Source organism: Brevibacillus sp. HB2.2 (assembly GCF_013284275.1).
Classification (GTDB): Bacteria; Bacillota; Bacilli; order Brevibacillales; family Brevibacillaceae; genus Brevibacillus; species Brevibacillus brevis_D.
On sequence record NZ_JABSUV010000035.1, the window covers coordinates 1 to 17157 of the forward strand.

Here is a 17157-nt window from a genome sequence, read left to right on the forward strand (position 1 = left end):
GGAGCAATTTCCTGTCCTCAGTGTTCATCGTTATTTGTGATGGCGTCTTAAGGACAAGAACTAATCTATCACGTGACCTATCTTTGAGTCAATATGTTTTTTAAAAAAGTTTTTAAGTATAATGCTCCTCCCCGAGTTTTCTACGTCTGACATACTTAGATAACTCATTGGGAGAAGCGATTCTTGCGTACATGCGAAACATGATGGAGTACCTCTCCTCCATGGCCCGCTTCACTAGATGATCAATTCGTTTATCGCTAAAATCAAGGAGCATCTCTTCCAGCTCACGTTTTAACAAGTATTCTAGTTCCTGTACTTCTTTCGTATTAAACAAAAACCCTAGCAACGATATCGCCCTCCGCCTTACGAGTCTCTCCTCTATCCTTTCCATCAAAATTCAGCCCTATTCAAAATAAAAAGCCCTCCGTTTAGGAAGGCTTCAATTTGTTTGCAAATCTGAATTATTTCAGTAAGTTCAATTGCTGCAGTTGTTGGCCCACCGTTTCCTTGAGAAGGGTTGGAGTTATCGTGCTCTCCACAATGGCAGCGACGAATAACAGAACGACCACCGTAAGAACCGCTAATGGAAATTGCTTGAGTGTATCGTACCAGTCATTTTTCAATCGTGCCAGCTTTTGCGGTTGGATTAGAACTCCCACTGAGCGTAAACTCAGCACCCCTAAACGAATACCCACTCCTGCTGCAAACAGGATAGCTGGGAGCTCAAAAATTCCATGTGGCAAAATTCCTGCACTAAAAATAAGCCATGGACTTACTCCAACGCCGCTGTATTTGAAAAAGATAAATCCAAGCAGCACTCCATTCGTGAGCATTCCAATTATAGGAAATAACGCAAACAATATTCCTAGCGCCATCATCATCAATGCACTAAAAACATTATTGGAAAAAATCGTCCAGAATACCGCTAAAGGTCCGCCGCCGTTATCCTTTATCCGTTCAGCAATTTCCTTTAATTGGCCCATCATTTTACCGACCATCTCTTCAACGAGCGGTGCTTGAAAATACCCAATCAAGGCGCCACCCAAAAATAGTAAGCATGCGGCGAAGAAATAGTTTCGGTTATCAAGCCATAAATGCCGCAATCGATTGCCCATGCACCACACCCCTTTACTGCCTCATAATTCACTATATGCATTGTACCTCAACAATAGCCAACAGGCCAAAGAATATCCTTGTCTTCCCTGCATAAACTGTTATCGGACAAAGGAGGTACTATCCATGAAATTCATTTACGTGATCAGCGCGAAACGATTAAAGCAAATCTTAATTATCGTTGCGGCCATCGTGCTAACAGCCGGATTTGGTTATGCGGAACGCGACTCAATTGCTGCCTTTGCTGAAGGTGCCAGCATGCAAGCCCCCCAAGCTATTTATAAGGTCGACACCAAAGAAAAGAGAATCGCCCTTACCTTTGATATCAGCTGGGGAGAGACACGAGCATTACCTATACTGGATGTGCTGAAAGAAAAAAAGGTAAACAAAGCGACCTTTTTCCTCTCCTCTCCTTGGAGTCAACGACATCCGGACATCTTGAAACGAATCAAAGAGGATGGTCTAGAAATTGGTTCGCACGGTCACAAGCATGATAACTACACCAAATACTCCGATGAAGAAATTCGCTCCCAAATGGGCAAAGCGGACTCCATTTTAACCGAAATGACTGGAAAAAAACCAACACTCATTCGGATGCCCAATGGTGATTTTGACAAACGAGTGCTGGAAATCGCGAATCGTATGGGGTATTCCGTCATCCAATGGGATACGGACTCAAAAGATTGGACCAATCCGGGAACAGATGTGATCATCAATAATGTATTATCCAAAGCTCATCCAGGCGACATCGTCCTGATGCACGCGAGCGATTCTGCAAAAGATACACATCTTGCCCTCCCAGTGATCATTGATCAACTTCGCAAGGATGGCTATGAATTCGTTACAGTATCCGAACTCATTTCGGGTACAAGTGTAGAAAGCAAAGAAGTTCACTAAAACCAAAAAAGCTGACCTTCATTGGGTCAGCTTTCTCTTTTTACCAGACGATGCAATTGCATGACTTGCCAGACGTTACAAAACAATAGTGGGACGAGCATGGACAGTGTTGCACGCACATTATCTTCCTTCAATGCTGGAATCCATTCCAGTGCCGTAACAACAAACATAAAGAAGGTCGTCGGTATCCATGCAGATTTATTGGTCAGACTTACTTTTCCATATGCGGTAACAATAGCAACAATCAATAATAGCGTTGGCTCAATAAAGTATAGGCCAAATCCTTTTCCTTCACCGAAGGACGTATAGCGAAGATAAATCATATCGAAAAAGACAAACAATATAAGAAATACTTGGACGCTTTTCCATAGGGAAGCCGTTTTGAATATTGTTTTGGCGAAATAATTAATCGTCATATACGCAAAAAAACCCATCTGAGCCACAATACTAATGGTCATTCCATACAGTAGATACATGAACAAGCCGACAAAAAAGTTACCTGTGCTTCCTTCGAGCAGCTTATCCAGGTCAAAAATAAGGGCAACCAGGATCCCACCTAATCCCCCAAGCAAGAGCGTGGTAATAAAAAGCCATCCATACTTACGCAAACTCACCAAGTATTCCCTCCCATCCACATCGAATATGATTGTACCAATGGATACAAGAAAATACTAGCGTAAGAACAAAACAAAATGCACACGTTACTTGTAGGCAGAGTAAAGAAGGAGGTGTCCACCCCATGAGAAAAAAGACGATGTCTTTTTGGTTAACCGCTCTTGTCTGTCTGGTTCTTACCAGTTGCGGGGGTGGCGGACAAGCGCAAAGTTCGTCTCAGCCTGATTATAAAAGCGTCAAAGACATGGTGCTGGACATATTGCAGACGGACGAAGCGAAGCAATCTGTAGGGAAAATGATGAAGGATGATAAGTTCAAACAAAACCTGATGCTGGACGAGTCGACAGTGCGGACAACTTTGATTCAAAGCATGACGAATCCCAATAACACGCACATCAAAGAAGCGTTTAAAGACCCTAAGTTCGCAAGCGCCATGGCAAAATCAATGAAAAACGAACAAAAAACGCTAATGAAGGACCTAATGAAGGACCCTGAATACCAAAAAGAGCTCATAAGCGTAATGAAAGACCCTGAGTTTGAGAAAAATTTGATGGACCTGATGAAAAGCTCTGCTTATCGACAGCAAACCATGCAAGTGATGAAGGATTCCTTGCAAAGTCCTTTGTTCCAGGCTGAACTCATGAAGATCATGACCAAAGTATCCGAGGACCTGACAAAGCCAAAGGAACTGAAGCCGAAGAAAAAAGGAAAAGGAAAAGAAGGTAAAGGTGGAGGCTCCGGCGGAGGTTCTTCTGGCGGAGGCAGCGGTAAATCTTCTTAAAACGAAAAGGTGAGCTCTATTGTAGAGCCCACCTTTTTCATCTTCTTGGATCTTACTGTTTGACGGCTTCCCCGCATTTTTCTATGACACGTTTGGCCATATCGATGTAAAGCTGACCAATTTCGGTCTTTTCTCCATAGATGGATGGGGAATAATCAGGTTCAGATGGATGATTATCCGGTTGTCCCAGCGGAATTTGAGCGAGCAGCTCACATGTCAATGTCTCGGCAAGCTTAGCTCCTCCACCACGCCCGAATACGTATTCTTTCGAACCATCCTTTGCTTCGTACCATGCCATATTTTCTACAATACCGAGGATTTCATGACCGGTCCGCTTTGCCATAGCGCCTGCCCGTGCTGCTACAAACGCCGCGGTAGCATGAGGAGTCGTTACCACAATCTCCATGCTTTGCGGAATCATGGTGTGCACGTCAAGGGCCATGTCCCCCGTTCCTGGAGGCAAATCCAGCAAGAGGTAGTCCAATTCTTCTCCCCAGTGTACTTCCGTGAAAAAGTTACGCAGCATTTTCCCCAGCATAGGACCACGCCAAATGATCGGAGAGTTGTCCTCCACAAAAAAGCCCATGGACATAACTTTTACGTTTTGCTTTTCAACAGGCAGGATGGTTTCGCCAATCACGGTTGGACGTTGTTCAATATTCATCATATCGGGCACGCTAAAGCCGTAAATGTCTGCGTCGATAATGCCCACTTTTTTTCCTAAACGCGCGAGCGCAACAGCCAGGTTCACTGTCACCGTCGATTTTCCGACGCCACCTTTTCCGGAAGTGACCGCGATAAAGGTCGTATTCGAATCCTTCGCCAAGATCGGATTCAAGACGGGAGCTTGTCCCGGTGTCATGTTATGTGTTTGCCCACCTTGGTTCTTACGTAATTGGGCAGACAGAGCCGCACGTTCCTCATCTGTCATTGAACCGAATTGCAGGTGGACTTCTTCGGCTCCTAGCGCTTTCACAGCTGCGATGACATCATCCTCGATCTTGGCTTTGAGCGGACAACCCGAAATCGTCAGAACGACCGTGAGACTTACTGTCTTGCCTTCAATATGGATATCCCGAATCATGTTGAGCTCGACCAAGCTACGATTAATTTCGGGGTCTTTTACATCGCGTAGTGCTTCGAGAACCTGTTCTCTGGTCAACATTCTGGTTCACCTCATCTATGATCTTTTCAAACATTTCCATGCTGGTATAACGACAGCGTATGCGCGTTCATTATAGCATATTCGGGCGGGCGGAACACGACCACCGCCCTCTTAAGGTGTAATTGGCGCTTTTTCTCCCGAGTACTGACGCAGTATCCCTTGATAAATGGCATTTGCCATAGCCTTTTGGTATTCAACGCTCTGAAGTCGCTTTGCCTCCTCCGTATTGCTGACAAAGCCTACTTCTACCAAAACGGCCGGGCAGTTAACTTCCCGAATCAAAAACACATTGTTCGTCTTACTCGGAACCCGATCTGTATGACCGATCACCCGTTTGATTTCATCTTGTATCAAATAAGAAACTTCTGCACTCTTTTTGAAGCTAGGGGAATAAAAAGTCTGTGCTCCTGACCATTTCGGAGAAGGGATGGAATTAACGTGTATGCTGACCAAAAAATCCGGTGTACTATCATTGACCAGCCTTACTCGGTTTCGAATATCCTCAGATTTTCGTTTGCGTGCCTGCGCCGCATCTGGACTCGCCAAATCCTTGTCTTCCTCCCTCGTCATAACTACAAACGCTCCTGACTGCTGAAGGAAATCCCGCAAGTACATGCTAATGGCCAAAGTCACTTCTTTCTCAACTACATTCCCGGCTTTGGAAACGGCACCGCCGTCTATTCCCCCATGCCCAGGGTCAATGGCTATGACCGTTCCCGTCAGTGGCAGCGACCATGCCTGCCAGGAAGAACGATCAGGCGCTTCGTAGGTGAACAACAGCATAAGCACGGCGAAAGCTAATATCCAGCCTACTCCTTTTCGTGTCACAGTGTATCGTCCCCTTTGTCCCATTCTCGTTCCATCTTATGGACAAACATGGACAAATATACCCGTTTGTGAAAAGGAAAAACCCCCCTGCCTGCGAACAGACAAGGGGGTTGTATCGAACAGCAATTAGCGCTTGGAGAATTGAGGTGCGCGACGAGCTGCTTTCAAGCCGTATTTCTTACGCTCTTTCATACGAGGGTCGCGAGTCAGGAAGCCAGCGCGTTTCAGAGCGCCGCGCAGTTCCGGATCTGCTTTCAGCAGAGCGCGAGCAACGCCGTGACGGATTGCACCAGCTTGACCAGTGGTTCCGCCGCCGTTTACGTTAACCAATACATCGTAACGACCAAGAGTTTCAGTCAGAACGAGTGGTTGTTTTACGATCAATTTCAGTGTTTCCAAACCAAAGTAAGTATCCATTTCACGCTTGTTGATCACGATGCGACCTTCACCTGGAACCAGGCGAACGCGTGCTACGGAGTGCTTACGACGACCTGTACCGTAGTATTGTACTTGTGCCACGTATATTTCCTCCCTTTACCTTAACCGCGAATTTGCCAAACTTCTGGTTTTTGTGCTGCATGTGGATGCTCAGTTCCAGCGTATACTTTCAGCTTGGTGAACATTTGACGTCCCAGGCTGTTTTTAGGCAGCATGCCTTTTACCGCCAGTTCGAACATACGATCTGGTCGCTTGTTCAGCATTGCGCCAGCAGTGGTCTTTTTCAAACCACCTGGATACAGGGAGTGAGTGTAGTAAATTTTGTCATTCAGTTTGTTACCAGTCAATTTCACTTTGTCAGCGTTGATTACGATTACGAAATCGCCAGCGTCAACGTGAGGAGTGAATTCTGGTTTCAATTTTCCGCGCAGGATAGAAGCTACTTCGCTCGCCAGACGACCCAGCGTTTGGCCTTCAGCGTCAACGATGTACCATTTGCGCTCAACTTCGAGCGGTTTCGCCATATATGTGGTACGCATTTTTGTCCCTCCTAAATATCTTACCTAACACATATCCATCTACTTATAACCAAAACAACCGAAACTTGCAATGGAAGATAATTGCTGTTACGGGTGAGCAACTCTTCCAGGTGTTCCATGTAATCACGATCTTGTCTTTCAATCCCGGGGCTAGAGTGGGGCTAGGCGGGGTTAAAATACCAAGGAATATCGTACTACATAGACGCTCCATAGTCAAGTGCTGCTCGTGCGTCTAATAGTTGGAAATCTGAAAACTAGTAGACAACTTCCCACATGGTCAGACCCTTGGCTGGTGCTGTCTTACCTGCCTTTTCCCGATCACATGCGGCGAGGATTTCCCTCAGTTCAGCAGGGTTTCTTTTTCCTTGCCCTACTTCAACCAAAGTCCCCACAATAATTCGAACCATGTTGTACAAAAAACCGTTGCCTCGGCATGTCACCCAAACCTCGTCTCCGATTTTTTCCACGGAGAGCCCGTACACAGTCCGAACCTTGTCCTCGACGTATGTCTTTGCCGAGCAAAAGGAAGTAAAATCATGTTCACCCACCAAATAATGAGCAGCCTGCTGCATTGCGTCTACATCTAACGGAAACCGGACATGGTCAGCGTAACGATGCCGGAATACATCTGCCACTGGATTGTTGTCGATACAATATCGATATTCTTTTACTTGCACGTCAAAACGCGCATGAAAAGAGGCATCGACCTCTTCGACTGTCCGAATGACAATAGAATCAGGCAATTGATTGTTCAACACAAACCGCCATTTATCCATCGGAATGTTGCTCGCCGTGTCAAAGTGAATCACTTGACCGCGTGCATGAACACCCGCATCTGTCCGGCCTGAACCGAAGACTTGGATATCCTCTCCGGTAACCCGATTCAATGCGGCTTCAATTTCCCCCTGGACCGTTACTTGATCTGGCTGTACCTGAAAACCGCTGAAGTCAGTTCCGTCATATGCCAATACACATCGCAGTCGCTTCATGTACGCCACCATCCAATCACGATTACCAAGATCACACTCACAACAGCTACGATTCCATCACGCCAAGTGAACGTCAGCTTATTCAGCCGCGTTCTCCCCACTCCCCCGCGATAGCCACGCGCTTCCATCGCCAAAGCCAGTTCTTCAGCACGCCGAAACGCACTAACAAATAAAGGAATAGCGATCGGAATCAGGTTCTTGGCTCTGCGCAGGAGACTTCCACTGGTGAAATTGGCTCCTCTGGCGGTCTGTGCCTTGATGATTTTATCCGTTTCTTCCATCAGGGTCGGAATGAACCGGAGTGCAATAGACATCATCAGGGCTATATCATGAACTGGTATGCCGATCTTCCCTAGTGGTCCTAGTAAACGCTCCAAACCTTCCGTCAAATCGATTGGAGAGGTTGTCAGTGTTAGTAGGGAGCTAATGAGAATCAAAAGTCCCAACCGCAAAGAAATGAAGATCGCCTGGCGAACTCCCTGTTCTTCTACTGTAAACCATCCCCACTGAAAGTAAACCGTTCCGCCTTTTGTGATAAAAATATGCAAGACTACGGTAAACAAAATCAGGATCCAGACAGGTTTTAAGCTTTTTAATATATAGGACAAGGAAAGCCTAGAAAGAAGTGCAGCATACAAGGTAAAACCAATGAGTATGGCGTACGTAACCGTATTGTTAGCCAGAAAAATCAAGGTAGCAAAAAGAATGATGAAGAGAAGCTTGCTTCGCGGATCTGCACGATGTAAAAAAGATTGCCCTGGTACGTATTGACCAATTGCGATATTCTGCAGCATGCCTAGCCCTCCTTTGGTACGGACAGTCGTTCCAGCAGATGGGCAATCAGCTCTTCCTCCCGATAAAGGGAGCGCGGCAGACTAGCCTTGTCCGGCAGCATTTGATTCATTTGCGATACGAGAGCCACCGTTTCCGGTACATCCAAAGACAGCTCTCGGAGACGATCCACATGCATGAATACTTCCTCCGGCTTCCCCTGCAAAGCCACTTGACCTTGTGCCATCACAAGCAAATAGTCTGCATAGCGGGCTGCCTCTTCCATGCTGTGCGTAACCAATAGTGTCGTGAGGTTTTGTTCCCGATGAATCCGGTAGATCCCTTCAAGAATCGTGACTCGTCCCGCAGGATCAAGACCCGCAGTTGGTTCATCCAATACCAGAACCTTCGGCTGCATGGCAAGAACACCAGCCAAAGCAACACGTCGCATTTGTCCGCCACTCAAATGAAATGGCGAACGATCCTTGATCGTGGCATAATCCAGGCCAACAATTTCAAGGGACTCCTTTACGCGCGCTTCCACCATTTCCGTTGGCAAGTCAAAATTGAGCGGTCCAAAAGCAACATCCTTCGCAACCGTTTCTTCAAACAACTGATGTTCAGGATATTGAAAGACGAGCCCAATATCGCGCCTCTGAGCATGGGGTAATCGCCGCTTTGGAGTAATGACCGCATCACCCAGGGTAATCTGCCCTGAACTAGGCATCAGCAACCCGTTCAAGTGCTGAATCAGCGTTGACTTACCTGAGCCCGTGTGGCCAATAATTCCGACAAACGAACCAGATGGAATCGTCAGCGAAATATTGTGTAAGGCAACTCGCTCGAACGGTGTTCCCTTTGCGTAGATATGGCTTACTTGGTCAAAAGTAATTTGCATACGTGCTCCACCAGCTCCTCTTGATGCAGGACAAACGGTAAATCAATCCCTTTGGACTGAAGTGCGTGTCGCAGTCGTACGGCAAATGGCACATCCAGTCCCACCTGTTTCAAACGATCTACCTCATTAAACACTTCACTCGGCTTACCTTCCATCAGGACTTCACCCGCATTCATGACGATGACCTTATCCGAATAGATGGCTTCTTCCGGAAAGTGGGTAATGTTTATGATCGTGAGTCCCTCATCACGATTCAGTTGACGAGCCAGATTCAGCACTTCCATTCTCCCTTGTGGATCAAGCATCGCTGTCGCTTCATCCAAAATGATGACAGATGGACGCATTGCCATAATCCCTGCAATCGCCACTCGTTGCTTTTGACCACCAGACAGACGATGTGGTTGTGCTTGTAAATAAGACTCCATCCCTACAGAAACGAGCGCCTCATCGATACGATCTCGCATCTCTTTGGGGTCCACACCCATGTTCTCTAGGCCAAAGGCGACATCATCTTCCACAGTAGCCCCAACAATCTGATTGTCCGGATTCTGAAAGACCATGCCAACATGTCGTCGAATTTCCCAAAGCTGCTCCCCATCTTTCGTATCCATTCCACTGATAAGTACAGTGCCGCCTTCTGGAAGCAACAGAGCATTCATCAGCTTTGCCATCGTTGATTTGCCGGAACCGTTGTGACCCAATACGGATACAAAGGAACCCTTTTGAATGGTAAGGTCAACACCTTGTAATACCGGAACCCGTTGGCCATCCTCACCATCGTAGGTATAAGAAACATCTCGCAATGCCAGCAGGTTATCTTCATTCATGAGGCAATCACAACCTCCCCAGCCTTCACAGGGAACTGACTAGCAGGATTTCGAAGAGAAAGGAAAAAAGGGTTGAATCAGAGTCCAGCCTATGACCAGATCTGCCCCCACCCTTTTCGCGGTAATCTACCAGGCTTACAACCTGAGTAAATGACCAGTTTACATGTATTAAACGAATTCGATGTACGCCATTGGAGCAGCGTCGCCACGGCGAGGGCCGGCTTTCAGGATACGAGTGTATCCACCGTTGCGCTCTTTGAAGCGAGGAGCGATTTCATCGAACAGTTTTTGAACAGCATCGCGGCCTTCAGCATTCGCAACTTCTTTGCGAACGAAAGCAGCAACTTGACGGCGAGCATGCAGATCGCCACGTTTCGCGAGCGTGATCATTTTTTCAGCGATTGGGCGCAATTCTTTTGCCTTCATCTCTGTAGTTTCGATGCGCTCGTTGATGATCAGGTCTGTTACCAAGTCGCGGAACAGCGCTTTACGAGCTGAGCTACGACGACCCAATTTACGTTGTGCCATGTGGTTTACCTCCCTCTTAATCGAGAGAACAAAAGTTTGCTTCTTGGTTTGCTACTCTAATCGTCGCTGCGCAGGGACAGACCCAGTTCAGCTAACTTTTCTTGAACTTCTTCAAGAGATTTGCGCCCCAGATTGCGTACTTTCATCATGTCCTCTTCGGTCTTCTGCGTCAGCTCTTGCACGGTATTAATACCGGCACGCTTCAAGCAGTTGTAGGAACGAACAGATAGATCGAGCTCTTCGATAGTCATCTCCAAGACTTTCTCTTTCTTGTCCTCTTCCTTCTCTACCATGATTTCTGCATCCTTCGCCTCGTCAGTCAGACCGACGAACAGGTTCAGGTGCTCCGTCATGATTTTTGCGCCGAGACTCACGGCTTCTTCCGGACTGATGCTACCGTTAGTCCAAACCTCAAGTGTTAACTTGTCATAGTTGGTCATTTGCCCTACACGGGTATTTTCCACTTGATAGTTAACGCGCTTGATCGGCGTGTAGATCGAATCAATCGGAATCACACCAATAGGCAGATCCTCAGATTTGTTTCCATCAGATTGAACATAACCACGACCACGTCCAGCTGTCATGCGGATATGCAGACGACCGCCATTGGCCAACGTTGCAATATGAAGATCAGGGTTTAAGACCTCCACATCACTGTCAGCACGGATATCTCCCGCTTTGACAACGCCTTCGCCTTCTGCATCGATCTCGATTACTTTTTCTTCATCGGAATGGATCTTCAGCGCCAAGCCTTTGATGTTCAGGATGATCTCGGTTACATCTTCAACGACGCCTTCAACCGTAGAGAATTCGTGAAGAACCCCATCGATTTGAACAGTACGAACTGCCGCGCCTGGCAAGGACGAAAGAAGAATTCGTCTCAGCGAGTTGCCAAGGGTAGTTCCGTATCCGCGCTCTAGAGGTTCTACAACAAACTTTCCATACGAGTTGTCGTCGCTAACTTCCACAACCTCGATTTTTGGTTTTTCTATTTCTATCATTAAACAAACCCTCCTTCAAAACGTCGAAATCCTTGGGTGGGCCGCATACGTGCCCACTCAGGAATTTCCCCGGCGGTTTACCGTTTGCGTGCATGACAAGCTATAAATCAGAATTTACCATTCTAGTATGGACATGTTCTGAACGATATAAACCAGTTACACGCGGCGACGTTTTGGTGGACGGCAACCGTTGTGCGGAATTGGCGTCACGTCTTTAATCATGTTCACTTCAAGACCAGTTGCTTGCAGGGAACGGATCGCAGCTTCACGACCAGCACCTGGGCCTTTTACCGATACTTCAAGGGAACGCATGCCGTGCTCCATAGCAACGCGTGCAGCCGCTTCAGCAGCCATTTGCGCAGCAAATGGAGTGCTTTTACGGGAGCCTTTGAAGCCGAGGGAACCAGCACTGGACCAAGAGATCGCGTTACCGTGTGGATCCGTGATTGTGACGATCGTATTGTTGAAAGTAGAACGGATGTGTGCTACGCCGACTTCAACATTCTTACGGTCACGACGACGGGTACGTGTTGCTGTAGCTTGTTTTCTTTTCGCCATGTCAGATTACCCTCCTTTACTTCTTCTTGTTTGCTACTGTACGGCGTGGACCTTTACGCGTACGAGCATTTGTTTTAGAACGTTGACCGCGAACTGGAAGTCCACGACGATGGCGGATGCCACGGAAGCAACCGATTTCCATCAGACGCTTGATGTTGAGGGAGATCTCACGACGGAGGTCACCTTCTACCTTCACAGTTTTGTCGATGTACTCACGAAGTTTGTTCACTTCATCTTCTGTCAGATCGCGAACACGAGTGTTCATATCTACGCCAGTAGCGGACAGAATTTTTTGAGACGTGGGGCGGCCAATACCAAAAATGTAGGTAAGAGCAACTTCAACGCGTTTTTCGCGCGGCAAGTCTACGCCTGCAATACGTGCCATGTGTCAAAAGCACCTCCTTGTTTACCCTTGTTTTTGCTTATGCTTCGGATTTTCACAAATAACCATTACGTTACCTTTGCGACGGATAACCTTGCATTTCTCGCAGATCGGTTTAACCGAAGGTCTCACTTTCATGGTTCTTGCCTCCCTTTTCTAGGGGTTTTGCTTACTATTTATAGCGGTACGTAATACGTCCGCGGGTTAAGTCGTACGGCGACAGTTCAACAGTTACTTTATCCCCCGGCAGGATACGGATAAAGTGCATGCGGATTTTTCCTGAGACGTGAGCAAGGACTTTATGTCCATTCTCTAATTCTACTCGAAACATAGCATTTGGCAAAGGTTCGATTACCGTACCTTCCACCTCAATTACATCATCTTTTGCCATGGTAAACTCTCCTTTCTTCTGCTCTTCAGTCGGACCATGAGTTTTGCGAAATGATCACACAACGAACTTATCGTCGACACGTTGGACGACAATCCCGAATCGTTCGGAACTACCGTTTTTATGTCCGTGTAAAAATCTCATAGCCATCTTCCGTAATCGCGATGGTGTGTTCAAAATGAGCACAAGTTTTCCGATCCACTGTTACTACCGTCCAATTGTCCTCCAATGTGCGGACATAACGTTCGCCGGCATTTACCATTGGCTCAATTGCCAACACCATGCCTGGTTTTAACCGTGGTCCTCGATCAGGAGGGCCGTAGTTAGGAACCTGCGGATCTTCGTGCAAGTTTTGCCCGATCCCATGCCCCACATACTCGCGAACGAGTGTGAAGTCGGCAGCTTCTGCATGAACCTGAATCGCATGAGAGATATCGGATAAGCGTCCACCTGGAACAGCTTTTTCAAGCCCCTTGTACAAGGACTCTTCCGTTACTCTGAGTAGCTTCTGGTTTTCTGTTGAAATCTTACCGACCGGATACGTCCAAGCGGAGTCGCCATGATAACCCTGAAACTGGGCACCAATGTCGATACTGATAATGTCTCCTTCTTGTAACGCCCGTTTACCTGGGATCCCGTGTACGAGTTCTTCATTGACTGAAGCACAGATACTTCCTGGAAAGCCACCATAGCCTTTAAACGATGGAATTGCTCCCATGCTTCGAATAAAGGTCTCGGCAATTTCGTCTAGCTGCTTCGTCGTGACACCAGGCTTGATCGCCTTGGCCAGTTCTTGATGGGTGAGTGCGACGATACGACCAGCTTCGCGCATAACCTCAAGTTCTGCTTTCGACTTTAGGATAATCATTCGCAATTACCCTCGCAACAAAGACTTAATTTCCGCAAACACTACCTGGATATCTTGTTCTCCATCGATATCTCGCAGAAGTTCCTGTGCGGAGTAGTAGTCGATAAGTGGCTGTGTTTGAGCGATATTCACGTCAAGGCGTTGTGTTACCACTTCGATCTTGTCGTCTTCACGCTGATACAGCTTACCACCATCTTTATCACATACGCCAGCCTCTTTTGGAGGATTGAACATCGTGTGATAGCTAGCACCGCAAACAGGGCAGATCCAGCGACCGGTCAGACGTTCAATCAATTGCTCGCGTTGAACGTTGATGTTAATTACATGGTCAATTTCGCGTCCCAGCTCTTTTACTGTAGCTGTCAACGCTTCCGCCTGAGGAACTGTGCGCGGAAAACCATCTAAGAGGAATCCCTTTGCGCAATCATCCATCGAAAGGCGCTCCCGCACAATACCAATGACAACCTCGTCTGGGACGAGATGACCTTTATCCATGTAGGATTTTGCCTCTAGTCCGAGCGGCGTTTCGTTTTTGACCGCAGCTCGGAACATGTCGCCAGTCGAAATGTGCGGGATGTCAAACTCTTTTACGATACGTTCTGCCTGTGTCCCTTTACCGGCTCCAGGCAGTCCCATCAGAATTATATTCACGTCCATTCCCTCCGTCCCATCAAAAAAGCTACAGAAGCTTTTCTGTAAACATCTAAGTCATTACTTGATAAACCCTTGGTAGTGGCGTTTGATCATTTGACTTTCAATCTGCTTCATTGTATCCAAGCTTACCCCAACCACGATCAACAGCGATGTACCACCGATGTAAATGGATTGTGGCAAGTTTGCAAGACTACCGAAGAAGAATGGCAATATCGCAATAATCATCAAGAACAAAGCGCCCGCCAATGTTAACCGGTTTAATGTACGAGTAATGAATACCTCAGTGTTTTTACCAGGTCGGATACCAGGAATGTAACCGCCATTTTTTCTCATGTTTTCTGCCATTTGTACAGGGTTGATCTGTACGAATGTGTAGAAGTAGGTGAATCCGAGAATCAAGATAGCGTAAAGCGTCATTCCTAATGGTTTATTGACTTGGAAGTTCTGATAAATCCAGTTAGCAAATCCTTGTCCGGATGCATCCACCCAGAACTGAGCAATCGTTGACGGGAACATTACCAGCGATACCGCAAAGATAACAGGAATAACACCAGCAGAGTTGATTTTCAGCGGAATGTGGGTAGATTGACCACCGTACATTTTTCGTCCAACCACTCGTTTCGCATATTGCACTGGAATCTTACGAAGGCCTTGCTGCATAAAGATAACCCCGACAATGATGGCGAGGATCACCAATAGGATAAGCAGAACTTTGACGACGCTGAAGAATACGTTTTGAGATGGGTCAGCGAACTGTGTTGTGTAAATCGTCGTAATCCCTTGCGGAATGTTAGCGACGATCCCACCAACGATCAGGATCGAAATCCCGTTACCGATACCCTTCTCCGTAATCTGTTCCCCCATCCACATCATGAATGCGGTCCCAGCTGTCAAAGTCAACGCAATGAGTGCATAGCTGCTAGCCGACGTGTCGTTTAGCAAACCAGGCGCCATATTGTTGAATCCAATCGTCATCCCTACAGACTGAATCAAACCAAGGATAATTGTAGCGTAACGGGTAACGGTGGCAATCTTGCGACGACCAACTTCCCCTTCACGAGCCCATTGCGTAAGCTTAGGCACAACATCCATGGACATCAGCTGCATGATAATCGATGCCGTAATGTACGGCATGATACCCATGGCAAAAATCGAGAAGTTATGCAGTGCACCACCTGAGAAGGTGTTCAACAAGCCCAGTAATTGGTTTGTATTCTGCTGAAACAACGCGACATTTACGTTAGGAACTGGCACATAGCTTCCGATCCGGAAAACGACCAGCATCATGAGCGTAAAAAGGATTTTGCGACGAAGGTCGCTAATTTTGAAAATGTTAGTTAAGGACGCTAACATTAGATCACCTCGGTTGTTCCACCGACTTGTGCGATCTTCTCAGCAGCAGCTCCGGAGAACTTGTGAGCTTTTACAGTCAGCTTCACAGTCAGTTCACCGTTAGCAAGAACCTTAACACCGTCGCGCAGCGCGCTGATAACACCAGTTTCTTTCAACAGCTCAGGTGTTACTACAGTGCCCTCTTCGAAACGGTTCAGCGCGTCCAAGCTAACAATCGCAAATTCTTTGCGGCTGATGTTAGTGAAACCACGCTTAGGCAGACGACGGTACAATGGGTTTTGACCACCCTCGAAACCAGGGCGTACGCCGCCACCGGAACGAGCGTTTTGACCTTTGTGACCTTTACCAGCAGTTTTGCCAGTACCGCTACCAATACCGCGACCGATGCGCTTACGAGTGTGACGGGATCCTTCTGCAGGTTGCAGTTCATGCAATTTCATACGTTGCACCTCCTAACTAATTGAGATGTTCAATTAAGCTTCTACTTCTTTCACTTCTACCAAGTGCTTCACTTTGAAAACCATTCCACGAATTGCAGGATTATCTTCCTTCACTACAGTGGAGTTGATTTTGCGAAGACCCAGAGCTTTTACAGTGTCTTGCTGATCTACAGTACGACCGATCAGGCTGCGTTTGAGGGTGATTTGCAATTTTGCCATGTTCATTCCCTCCTTATTAACCCAACAACTCGTCAACAGTCTTACCGCGCAATTTCGCGACATCTTCCGCTGTTTTCAGACGACCGAGGCCTTCCAGCGTAGCGTTGACCATGTTGATAGGATTGTTGGAACCAAGAGACTTACTCAAGATATCGCCTACACCAGCCAGTTCGAGTACGGCACGAACAGGTCCACCAGCGATAACACCTGTACCAGGGGCAGCAGGCTTGATGAGAACCTTACCAGCGCCGAATTGGCACAGTACTTGGTGCGGAACAGTTGTTCCTCTCATCGGTACACGGATCAATTTTTTCTTAGCATCGTCAATCGCTTTGCGAATGGCGTCTGGAACTTCTTGAGCTTTACCCATACCAGCACCTACGTGGCCGTTACGGTCTCCCACAACAACCAAGGCGCTGAAGCTCATACGACGTCCACCTTTAACCGTTTTTGCTACACGGTTAACTGCGACTACTTTTTCTTCGAGCTCTAATTTGCTAGGGTCGATACGCATTCCTTACCCTCCTTGTTGTTAGAATTGCAGACCAGCTTCACGAGCTGCTTCTGCCAGTGCTTTAATACGTCCATGATAGATGTAACCACCGCGGTCAAAAATCACTTCAGTCGCACCTTTTTCTTGTGCACGCTTAGCGATCAGTGTGCCAACAGCTGTAGCAGCTTCCACGTTAGCGCCATTATTCAGGCCCAGCTCTTTATCCAAAGAAGATGCAGATACCAGTGTTACTCCAGTTGCATCGTCAATCAATTGAGCGTAGATGTGCTTAGAAGAACGGAATACGTTCAGACGTGGGCGAATGGTAGTACCAATCACACGTTTGCGGATTCGCAGGTGACGTTTTTTCCGAGCTTTGTTTTTATCAGCTTTCGTAAACATTAAGCGGCCT

Annotated in this window: 26 protein-coding genes; 2 read left to right on the forward strand and 24 right to left on the reverse strand. The window is 47.1% G+C overall.

Annotated elements, in window-relative coordinates:
- Positions 1 to 112: 112 nt before the first annotated feature.
- Together HP401_RS32790 and HP401_RS32795 are read right to left on the reverse strand one after the other, a co-directional pair.
- Positions 113 to 346, reverse strand: coding sequence for a hypothetical protein (locus tag HP401_RS32790; RefSeq protein WP_012684012.1), 234 nt, complete (start codon positions 344 to 346; stop codon positions 113 to 115).
- Between the two features lie 115 nt (positions 347 to 461).
- Positions 462 to 1115: a stage II sporulation protein M gene (locus HP401_RS32795; protein WP_087351544.1), complete on the reverse strand. Its 654-nt coding sequence runs from the start codon at positions 1113 to 1115 to the stop codon at positions 462 to 464.
- Between the two features lie 124 nt (positions 1116 to 1239).
- Between HP401_RS32795 and pdaB the strand changes: the two genes are divergently transcribed.
- A complete protein-coding gene (gene pdaB, locus HP401_RS32800; protein WP_173606569.1) occupies positions 1240 to 2010 on the forward strand; it encodes a polysaccharide deacetylase family sporulation protein PdaB in 771 nt (256 codons plus the stop codon).
- Positions 2011 to 2036: 26 nt separating this feature from the next.
- Here the strand turns inward: pdaB and HP401_RS32805 are convergent, their stop codons facing one another.
- A complete protein-coding gene (locus tag HP401_RS32805) occupies positions 2037 to 2624 on the reverse strand; it encodes a KinB-signaling pathway activation protein (protein ID WP_173606570.1) in 588 nt (195 codons plus the stop codon).
- Positions 2625 to 2749: 125 nt separating this feature from the next.
- Between HP401_RS32805 and gerD the strand changes: the two genes are divergently transcribed.
- Complete coding sequence (gene gerD / locus HP401_RS32810) at positions 2750 to 3406, forward strand: spore germination lipoprotein GerD (protein WP_012684008.1); 657 nt, start codon at positions 2750 to 2752, stop codon at positions 3404 to 3406.
- A gap of 52 nt (positions 3407 to 3458) precedes the next feature.
- Here the strand turns inward: gerD and HP401_RS32815 are convergent, their stop codons facing one another.
- The 21 genes from HP401_RS32815 to rplR form a co-directional block, all read right to left on the reverse strand.
- A complete protein-coding gene (locus HP401_RS32815) occupies positions 3459 to 4571 on the reverse strand; it encodes a P-loop NTPase (RefSeq protein ID WP_087351557.1) in 1113 nt (370 codons plus the stop codon).
- A 111-nt stretch (positions 4572 to 4682) separates the two neighbouring features.
- Positions 4683 to 5399 carry an N-acetylmuramoyl-L-alanine amidase CwlD gene (gene cwlD, locus HP401_RS32820; protein ID WP_267969428.1) on the reverse strand — a complete coding sequence of 239 codons (717 nt, stop codon included), beginning with the start codon at positions 5397 to 5399 and terminating at the stop codon, positions 4683 to 4685.
- 126 nt (positions 5400 to 5525) lie between these two features.
- Positions 5526 to 5918, reverse strand: coding sequence for a 30S ribosomal protein S9 (gene rpsI / locus HP401_RS32825; RefSeq protein WP_005828788.1), 393 nt, complete (start codon positions 5916 to 5918; stop codon positions 5526 to 5528).
- Positions 5919 to 5938: 20 nt separating this feature from the next.
- Complete coding sequence (gene rplM, locus HP401_RS32830) at positions 5939 to 6376, reverse strand: 50S ribosomal protein L13 (protein ID WP_012684005.1); 438 nt, start codon at positions 6374 to 6376, stop codon at positions 5939 to 5941.
- Between the two features lie 254 nt (positions 6377 to 6630).
- The gene (truA, locus tag HP401_RS32835) at positions 6631 to 7365 is read right to left on the reverse strand and encodes a tRNA pseudouridine(38-40) synthase TruA (protein WP_012684004.1); all 735 of its coding nucleotides are present in this window, start codon (positions 7363 to 7365) and stop codon (positions 6631 to 6633) included.
- Entirely contained in the window at positions 7362 to 8159 is a 798-nt protein-coding gene (locus HP401_RS32840; RefSeq protein WP_173606571.1) for an energy-coupling factor transporter transmembrane component T family protein, read from the reverse strand. Before HP401_RS32840 ends, truA begins: the two co-directional genes overlap by 4 nt.
- A 2-nt stretch (positions 8160 to 8161) precedes the next feature.
- Positions 8162 to 9034, reverse strand: coding sequence for an energy-coupling factor transporter ATPase (locus tag HP401_RS32845; RefSeq protein WP_142498882.1), 873 nt, complete (start codon positions 9032 to 9034; stop codon positions 8162 to 8164).
- Positions 9010 to 9861 carry an energy-coupling factor transporter ATPase gene (locus HP401_RS32850; RefSeq protein WP_012684001.1) on the reverse strand — a complete coding sequence of 284 codons (852 nt, stop codon included), beginning with the start codon at positions 9859 to 9861 and terminating at the stop codon, positions 9010 to 9012. The genes HP401_RS32845 and HP401_RS32850 overlap by 25 nt, the downstream gene beginning before the upstream one ends.
- A gap of 168 nt (positions 9862 to 10029) precedes the next feature.
- Positions 10030 to 10389, reverse strand: a complete 360-nt coding sequence (gene rplQ, locus HP401_RS32855) for a 50S ribosomal protein L17 (protein ID WP_012684000.1) — start codon at positions 10387 to 10389, stop codon at positions 10030 to 10032.
- A gap of 56 nt (positions 10390 to 10445) precedes the next feature.
- Positions 10446 to 11390, reverse strand: a complete 945-nt coding sequence (locus HP401_RS32860; protein WP_005828801.1) for a DNA-directed RNA polymerase subunit alpha — start codon at positions 11388 to 11390, stop codon at positions 10446 to 10448.
- Between the two features lie 156 nt (positions 11391 to 11546).
- Entirely contained in the window at positions 11547 to 11948 is a 402-nt protein-coding gene (rpsK, locus tag HP401_RS32865; RefSeq protein WP_005828803.1) for a 30S ribosomal protein S11, read from the reverse strand.
- Between the two features lie 16 nt (positions 11949 to 11964).
- On the reverse strand, positions 11965 to 12333 hold the full coding sequence (rpsM, locus tag HP401_RS32870) for a 30S ribosomal protein S13 (protein ID WP_012683999.1): 369 nt from the start codon (positions 12331 to 12333) through the stop codon (positions 11965 to 11967).
- A 21-nt stretch (positions 12334 to 12354) separates the two neighbouring features.
- A complete protein-coding gene (rpmJ, locus tag HP401_RS32875; RefSeq protein WP_003333770.1) occupies positions 12355 to 12468 on the reverse strand; it encodes a 50S ribosomal protein L36 in 114 nt (37 codons plus the stop codon).
- 34 nt (positions 12469 to 12502) lie between these two features.
- Positions 12503 to 12721 carry a translation initiation factor IF-1 gene (gene infA, locus HP401_RS32880; protein WP_003333772.1) on the reverse strand — a complete coding sequence of 73 codons (219 nt, stop codon included), beginning with the start codon at positions 12719 to 12721 and terminating at the stop codon, positions 12503 to 12505.
- Positions 12722 to 12839: 118 nt separating this feature from the next.
- Positions 12840 to 13586, reverse strand: a complete 747-nt coding sequence (map, locus tag HP401_RS32885; protein ID WP_012683998.1) for a type I methionyl aminopeptidase — start codon at positions 13584 to 13586, stop codon at positions 12840 to 12842.
- A gap of 6 nt (positions 13587 to 13592) precedes the next feature.
- On the reverse strand, positions 13593 to 14237 hold the full coding sequence (locus HP401_RS32890) for an adenylate kinase (protein ID WP_012683997.1): 645 nt from the start codon (positions 14235 to 14237) through the stop codon (positions 13593 to 13595).
- A gap of 60 nt (positions 14238 to 14297) precedes the next feature.
- On the reverse strand, positions 14298 to 15593 hold the full coding sequence (gene secY, locus HP401_RS32895) for a preprotein translocase subunit SecY (protein ID WP_016742841.1): 1296 nt from the start codon (positions 15591 to 15593) through the stop codon (positions 14298 to 14300).
- Complete coding sequence (gene rplO / locus HP401_RS32900) at positions 15593 to 16033, reverse strand: 50S ribosomal protein L15 (protein WP_007716272.1); 441 nt, start codon at positions 16031 to 16033, stop codon at positions 15593 to 15595. The genes secY and rplO overlap by 1 nt, the downstream gene beginning before the upstream one ends.
- Before the next feature lie 33 nt (positions 16034 to 16066).
- Positions 16067 to 16252, reverse strand: a complete 186-nt coding sequence (gene rpmD / locus HP401_RS32905) for a 50S ribosomal protein L30 (protein WP_012683995.1) — start codon at positions 16250 to 16252, stop codon at positions 16067 to 16069.
- 16 nt (positions 16253 to 16268) lie between these two features.
- Positions 16269 to 16766: a 30S ribosomal protein S5 gene (gene rpsE, locus HP401_RS32910; protein ID WP_007716268.1), complete on the reverse strand. Its 498-nt coding sequence runs from the start codon at positions 16764 to 16766 to the stop codon at positions 16269 to 16271.
- 18 nt (positions 16767 to 16784) lie between these two features.
- Positions 16785 to 17147, reverse strand: coding sequence for a 50S ribosomal protein L18 (rplR, locus tag HP401_RS32915; protein WP_012683994.1), 363 nt, complete (start codon positions 17145 to 17147; stop codon positions 16785 to 16787).
- Positions 17148 to 17157 lie beyond the last annotated feature (10 nt).

Coding starts and splice junctions, on each gene's coding strand:
- HP401_RS32795 (WP_087351544.1), bottom strand. CDS start 1,115: ATGGGCAATCGATTGCGGCATTTATGGCTTGATAACCGAAACTATTTC.
- pdaB (WP_173606569.1), top strand. CDS start 1,240: ATGAAATTCATTTACGTGATCAGCGCGAAACGATTAAAGCAAATCTTA.
- gerD (WP_012684008.1), top strand. CDS start 2,750: ATGAGAAAAAAGACGATGTCTTTTTGGTTAACCGCTCTTGTCTGTCTG.
- HP401_RS32815 (WP_087351557.1), bottom strand. CDS start 4,571: ATGTTGACCAGAGAACAGGTTCTCGAAGCACTACGCGATGTAAAAGAC.
- rplM (WP_012684005.1), bottom strand. CDS start 6,376: ATGCGTACCACATATATGGCGAAACCGCTCGAAGTTGAGCGCAAATGG.
- truA (WP_012684004.1), bottom strand. CDS start 7,365: ATGAAGCGACTGCGATGTGTATTGGCATATGACGGAACTGACTTCAGC.
- HP401_RS32840 (WP_173606571.1), bottom strand. CDS start 8,159: ATGCTGCAGAATATCGCAATTGGTCAATACGTACCAGGGCAATCTTTT.
- HP401_RS32845 (WP_142498882.1), bottom strand. CDS start 9,034: ATGCAAATTACTTTTGACCAAGTAAGCCATATCTACGCAAAGGGAACA.
- HP401_RS32850 (WP_012684001.1), bottom strand. CDS start 9,861: ATGAATGAAGATAACCTGCTGGCATTGCGAGATGTTTCTTATACCTAC.
- rplQ (WP_012684000.1), bottom strand. CDS start 10,389: ATGGCACAACGTAAATTGGGTCGTCGTAGCTCAGCTCGTAAAGCGCTG.
- HP401_RS32860 (WP_005828801.1), bottom strand. CDS start 11,390: ATGATAGAAATAGAAAAACCAAAAATCGAGGTTGTGGAAGTTAGCGAC.
- rpsK (WP_005828803.1), bottom strand. CDS start 11,948: ATGGCGAAAAGAAAACAAGCTACAGCAACACGTACCCGTCGTCGTGAC.
- rpsM (WP_012683999.1), bottom strand. CDS start 12,333: ATGGCACGTATTGCAGGCGTAGACTTGCCGCGCGAAAAACGCGTTGAA.
- rpmJ (WP_003333770.1), bottom strand. CDS start 12,468: ATGAAAGTGAGACCTTCGGTTAAACCGATCTGCGAGAAATGCAAGGTT.
- infA (WP_003333772.1), bottom strand. CDS start 12,721: ATGGCAAAAGATGATGTAATTGAGGTGGAAGGTACGGTAATCGAACCT.
- map (WP_012683998.1), bottom strand. CDS start 13,586: ATGATTATCCTAAAGTCGAAAGCAGAACTTGAGGTTATGCGCGAAGCT.
- secY (WP_016742841.1), bottom strand. CDS start 15,593: ATGTTAGCGTCCTTAACTAACATTTTCAAAATTAGCGACCTTCGTCGC.
- rplO (WP_007716272.1), bottom strand. CDS start 16,033: ATGAAATTGCATGAACTGCAACCTGCAGAAGGATCCCGTCACACTCGT.
- rpmD (WP_012683995.1), bottom strand. CDS start 16,252: ATGGCAAAATTGCAAATCACCCTCAAACGCAGCCTGATCGGTCGTACT.
- rpsE (WP_007716268.1), bottom strand. CDS start 16,766: ATGCGTATCGACCCTAGCAAATTAGAGCTCGAAGAAAAAGTAGTCGCA.
- rplR (WP_012683994.1), bottom strand. CDS start 17,147: ATGTTTACGAAAGCTGATAAAAACAAAGCTCGGAAAAAACGTCACCTG.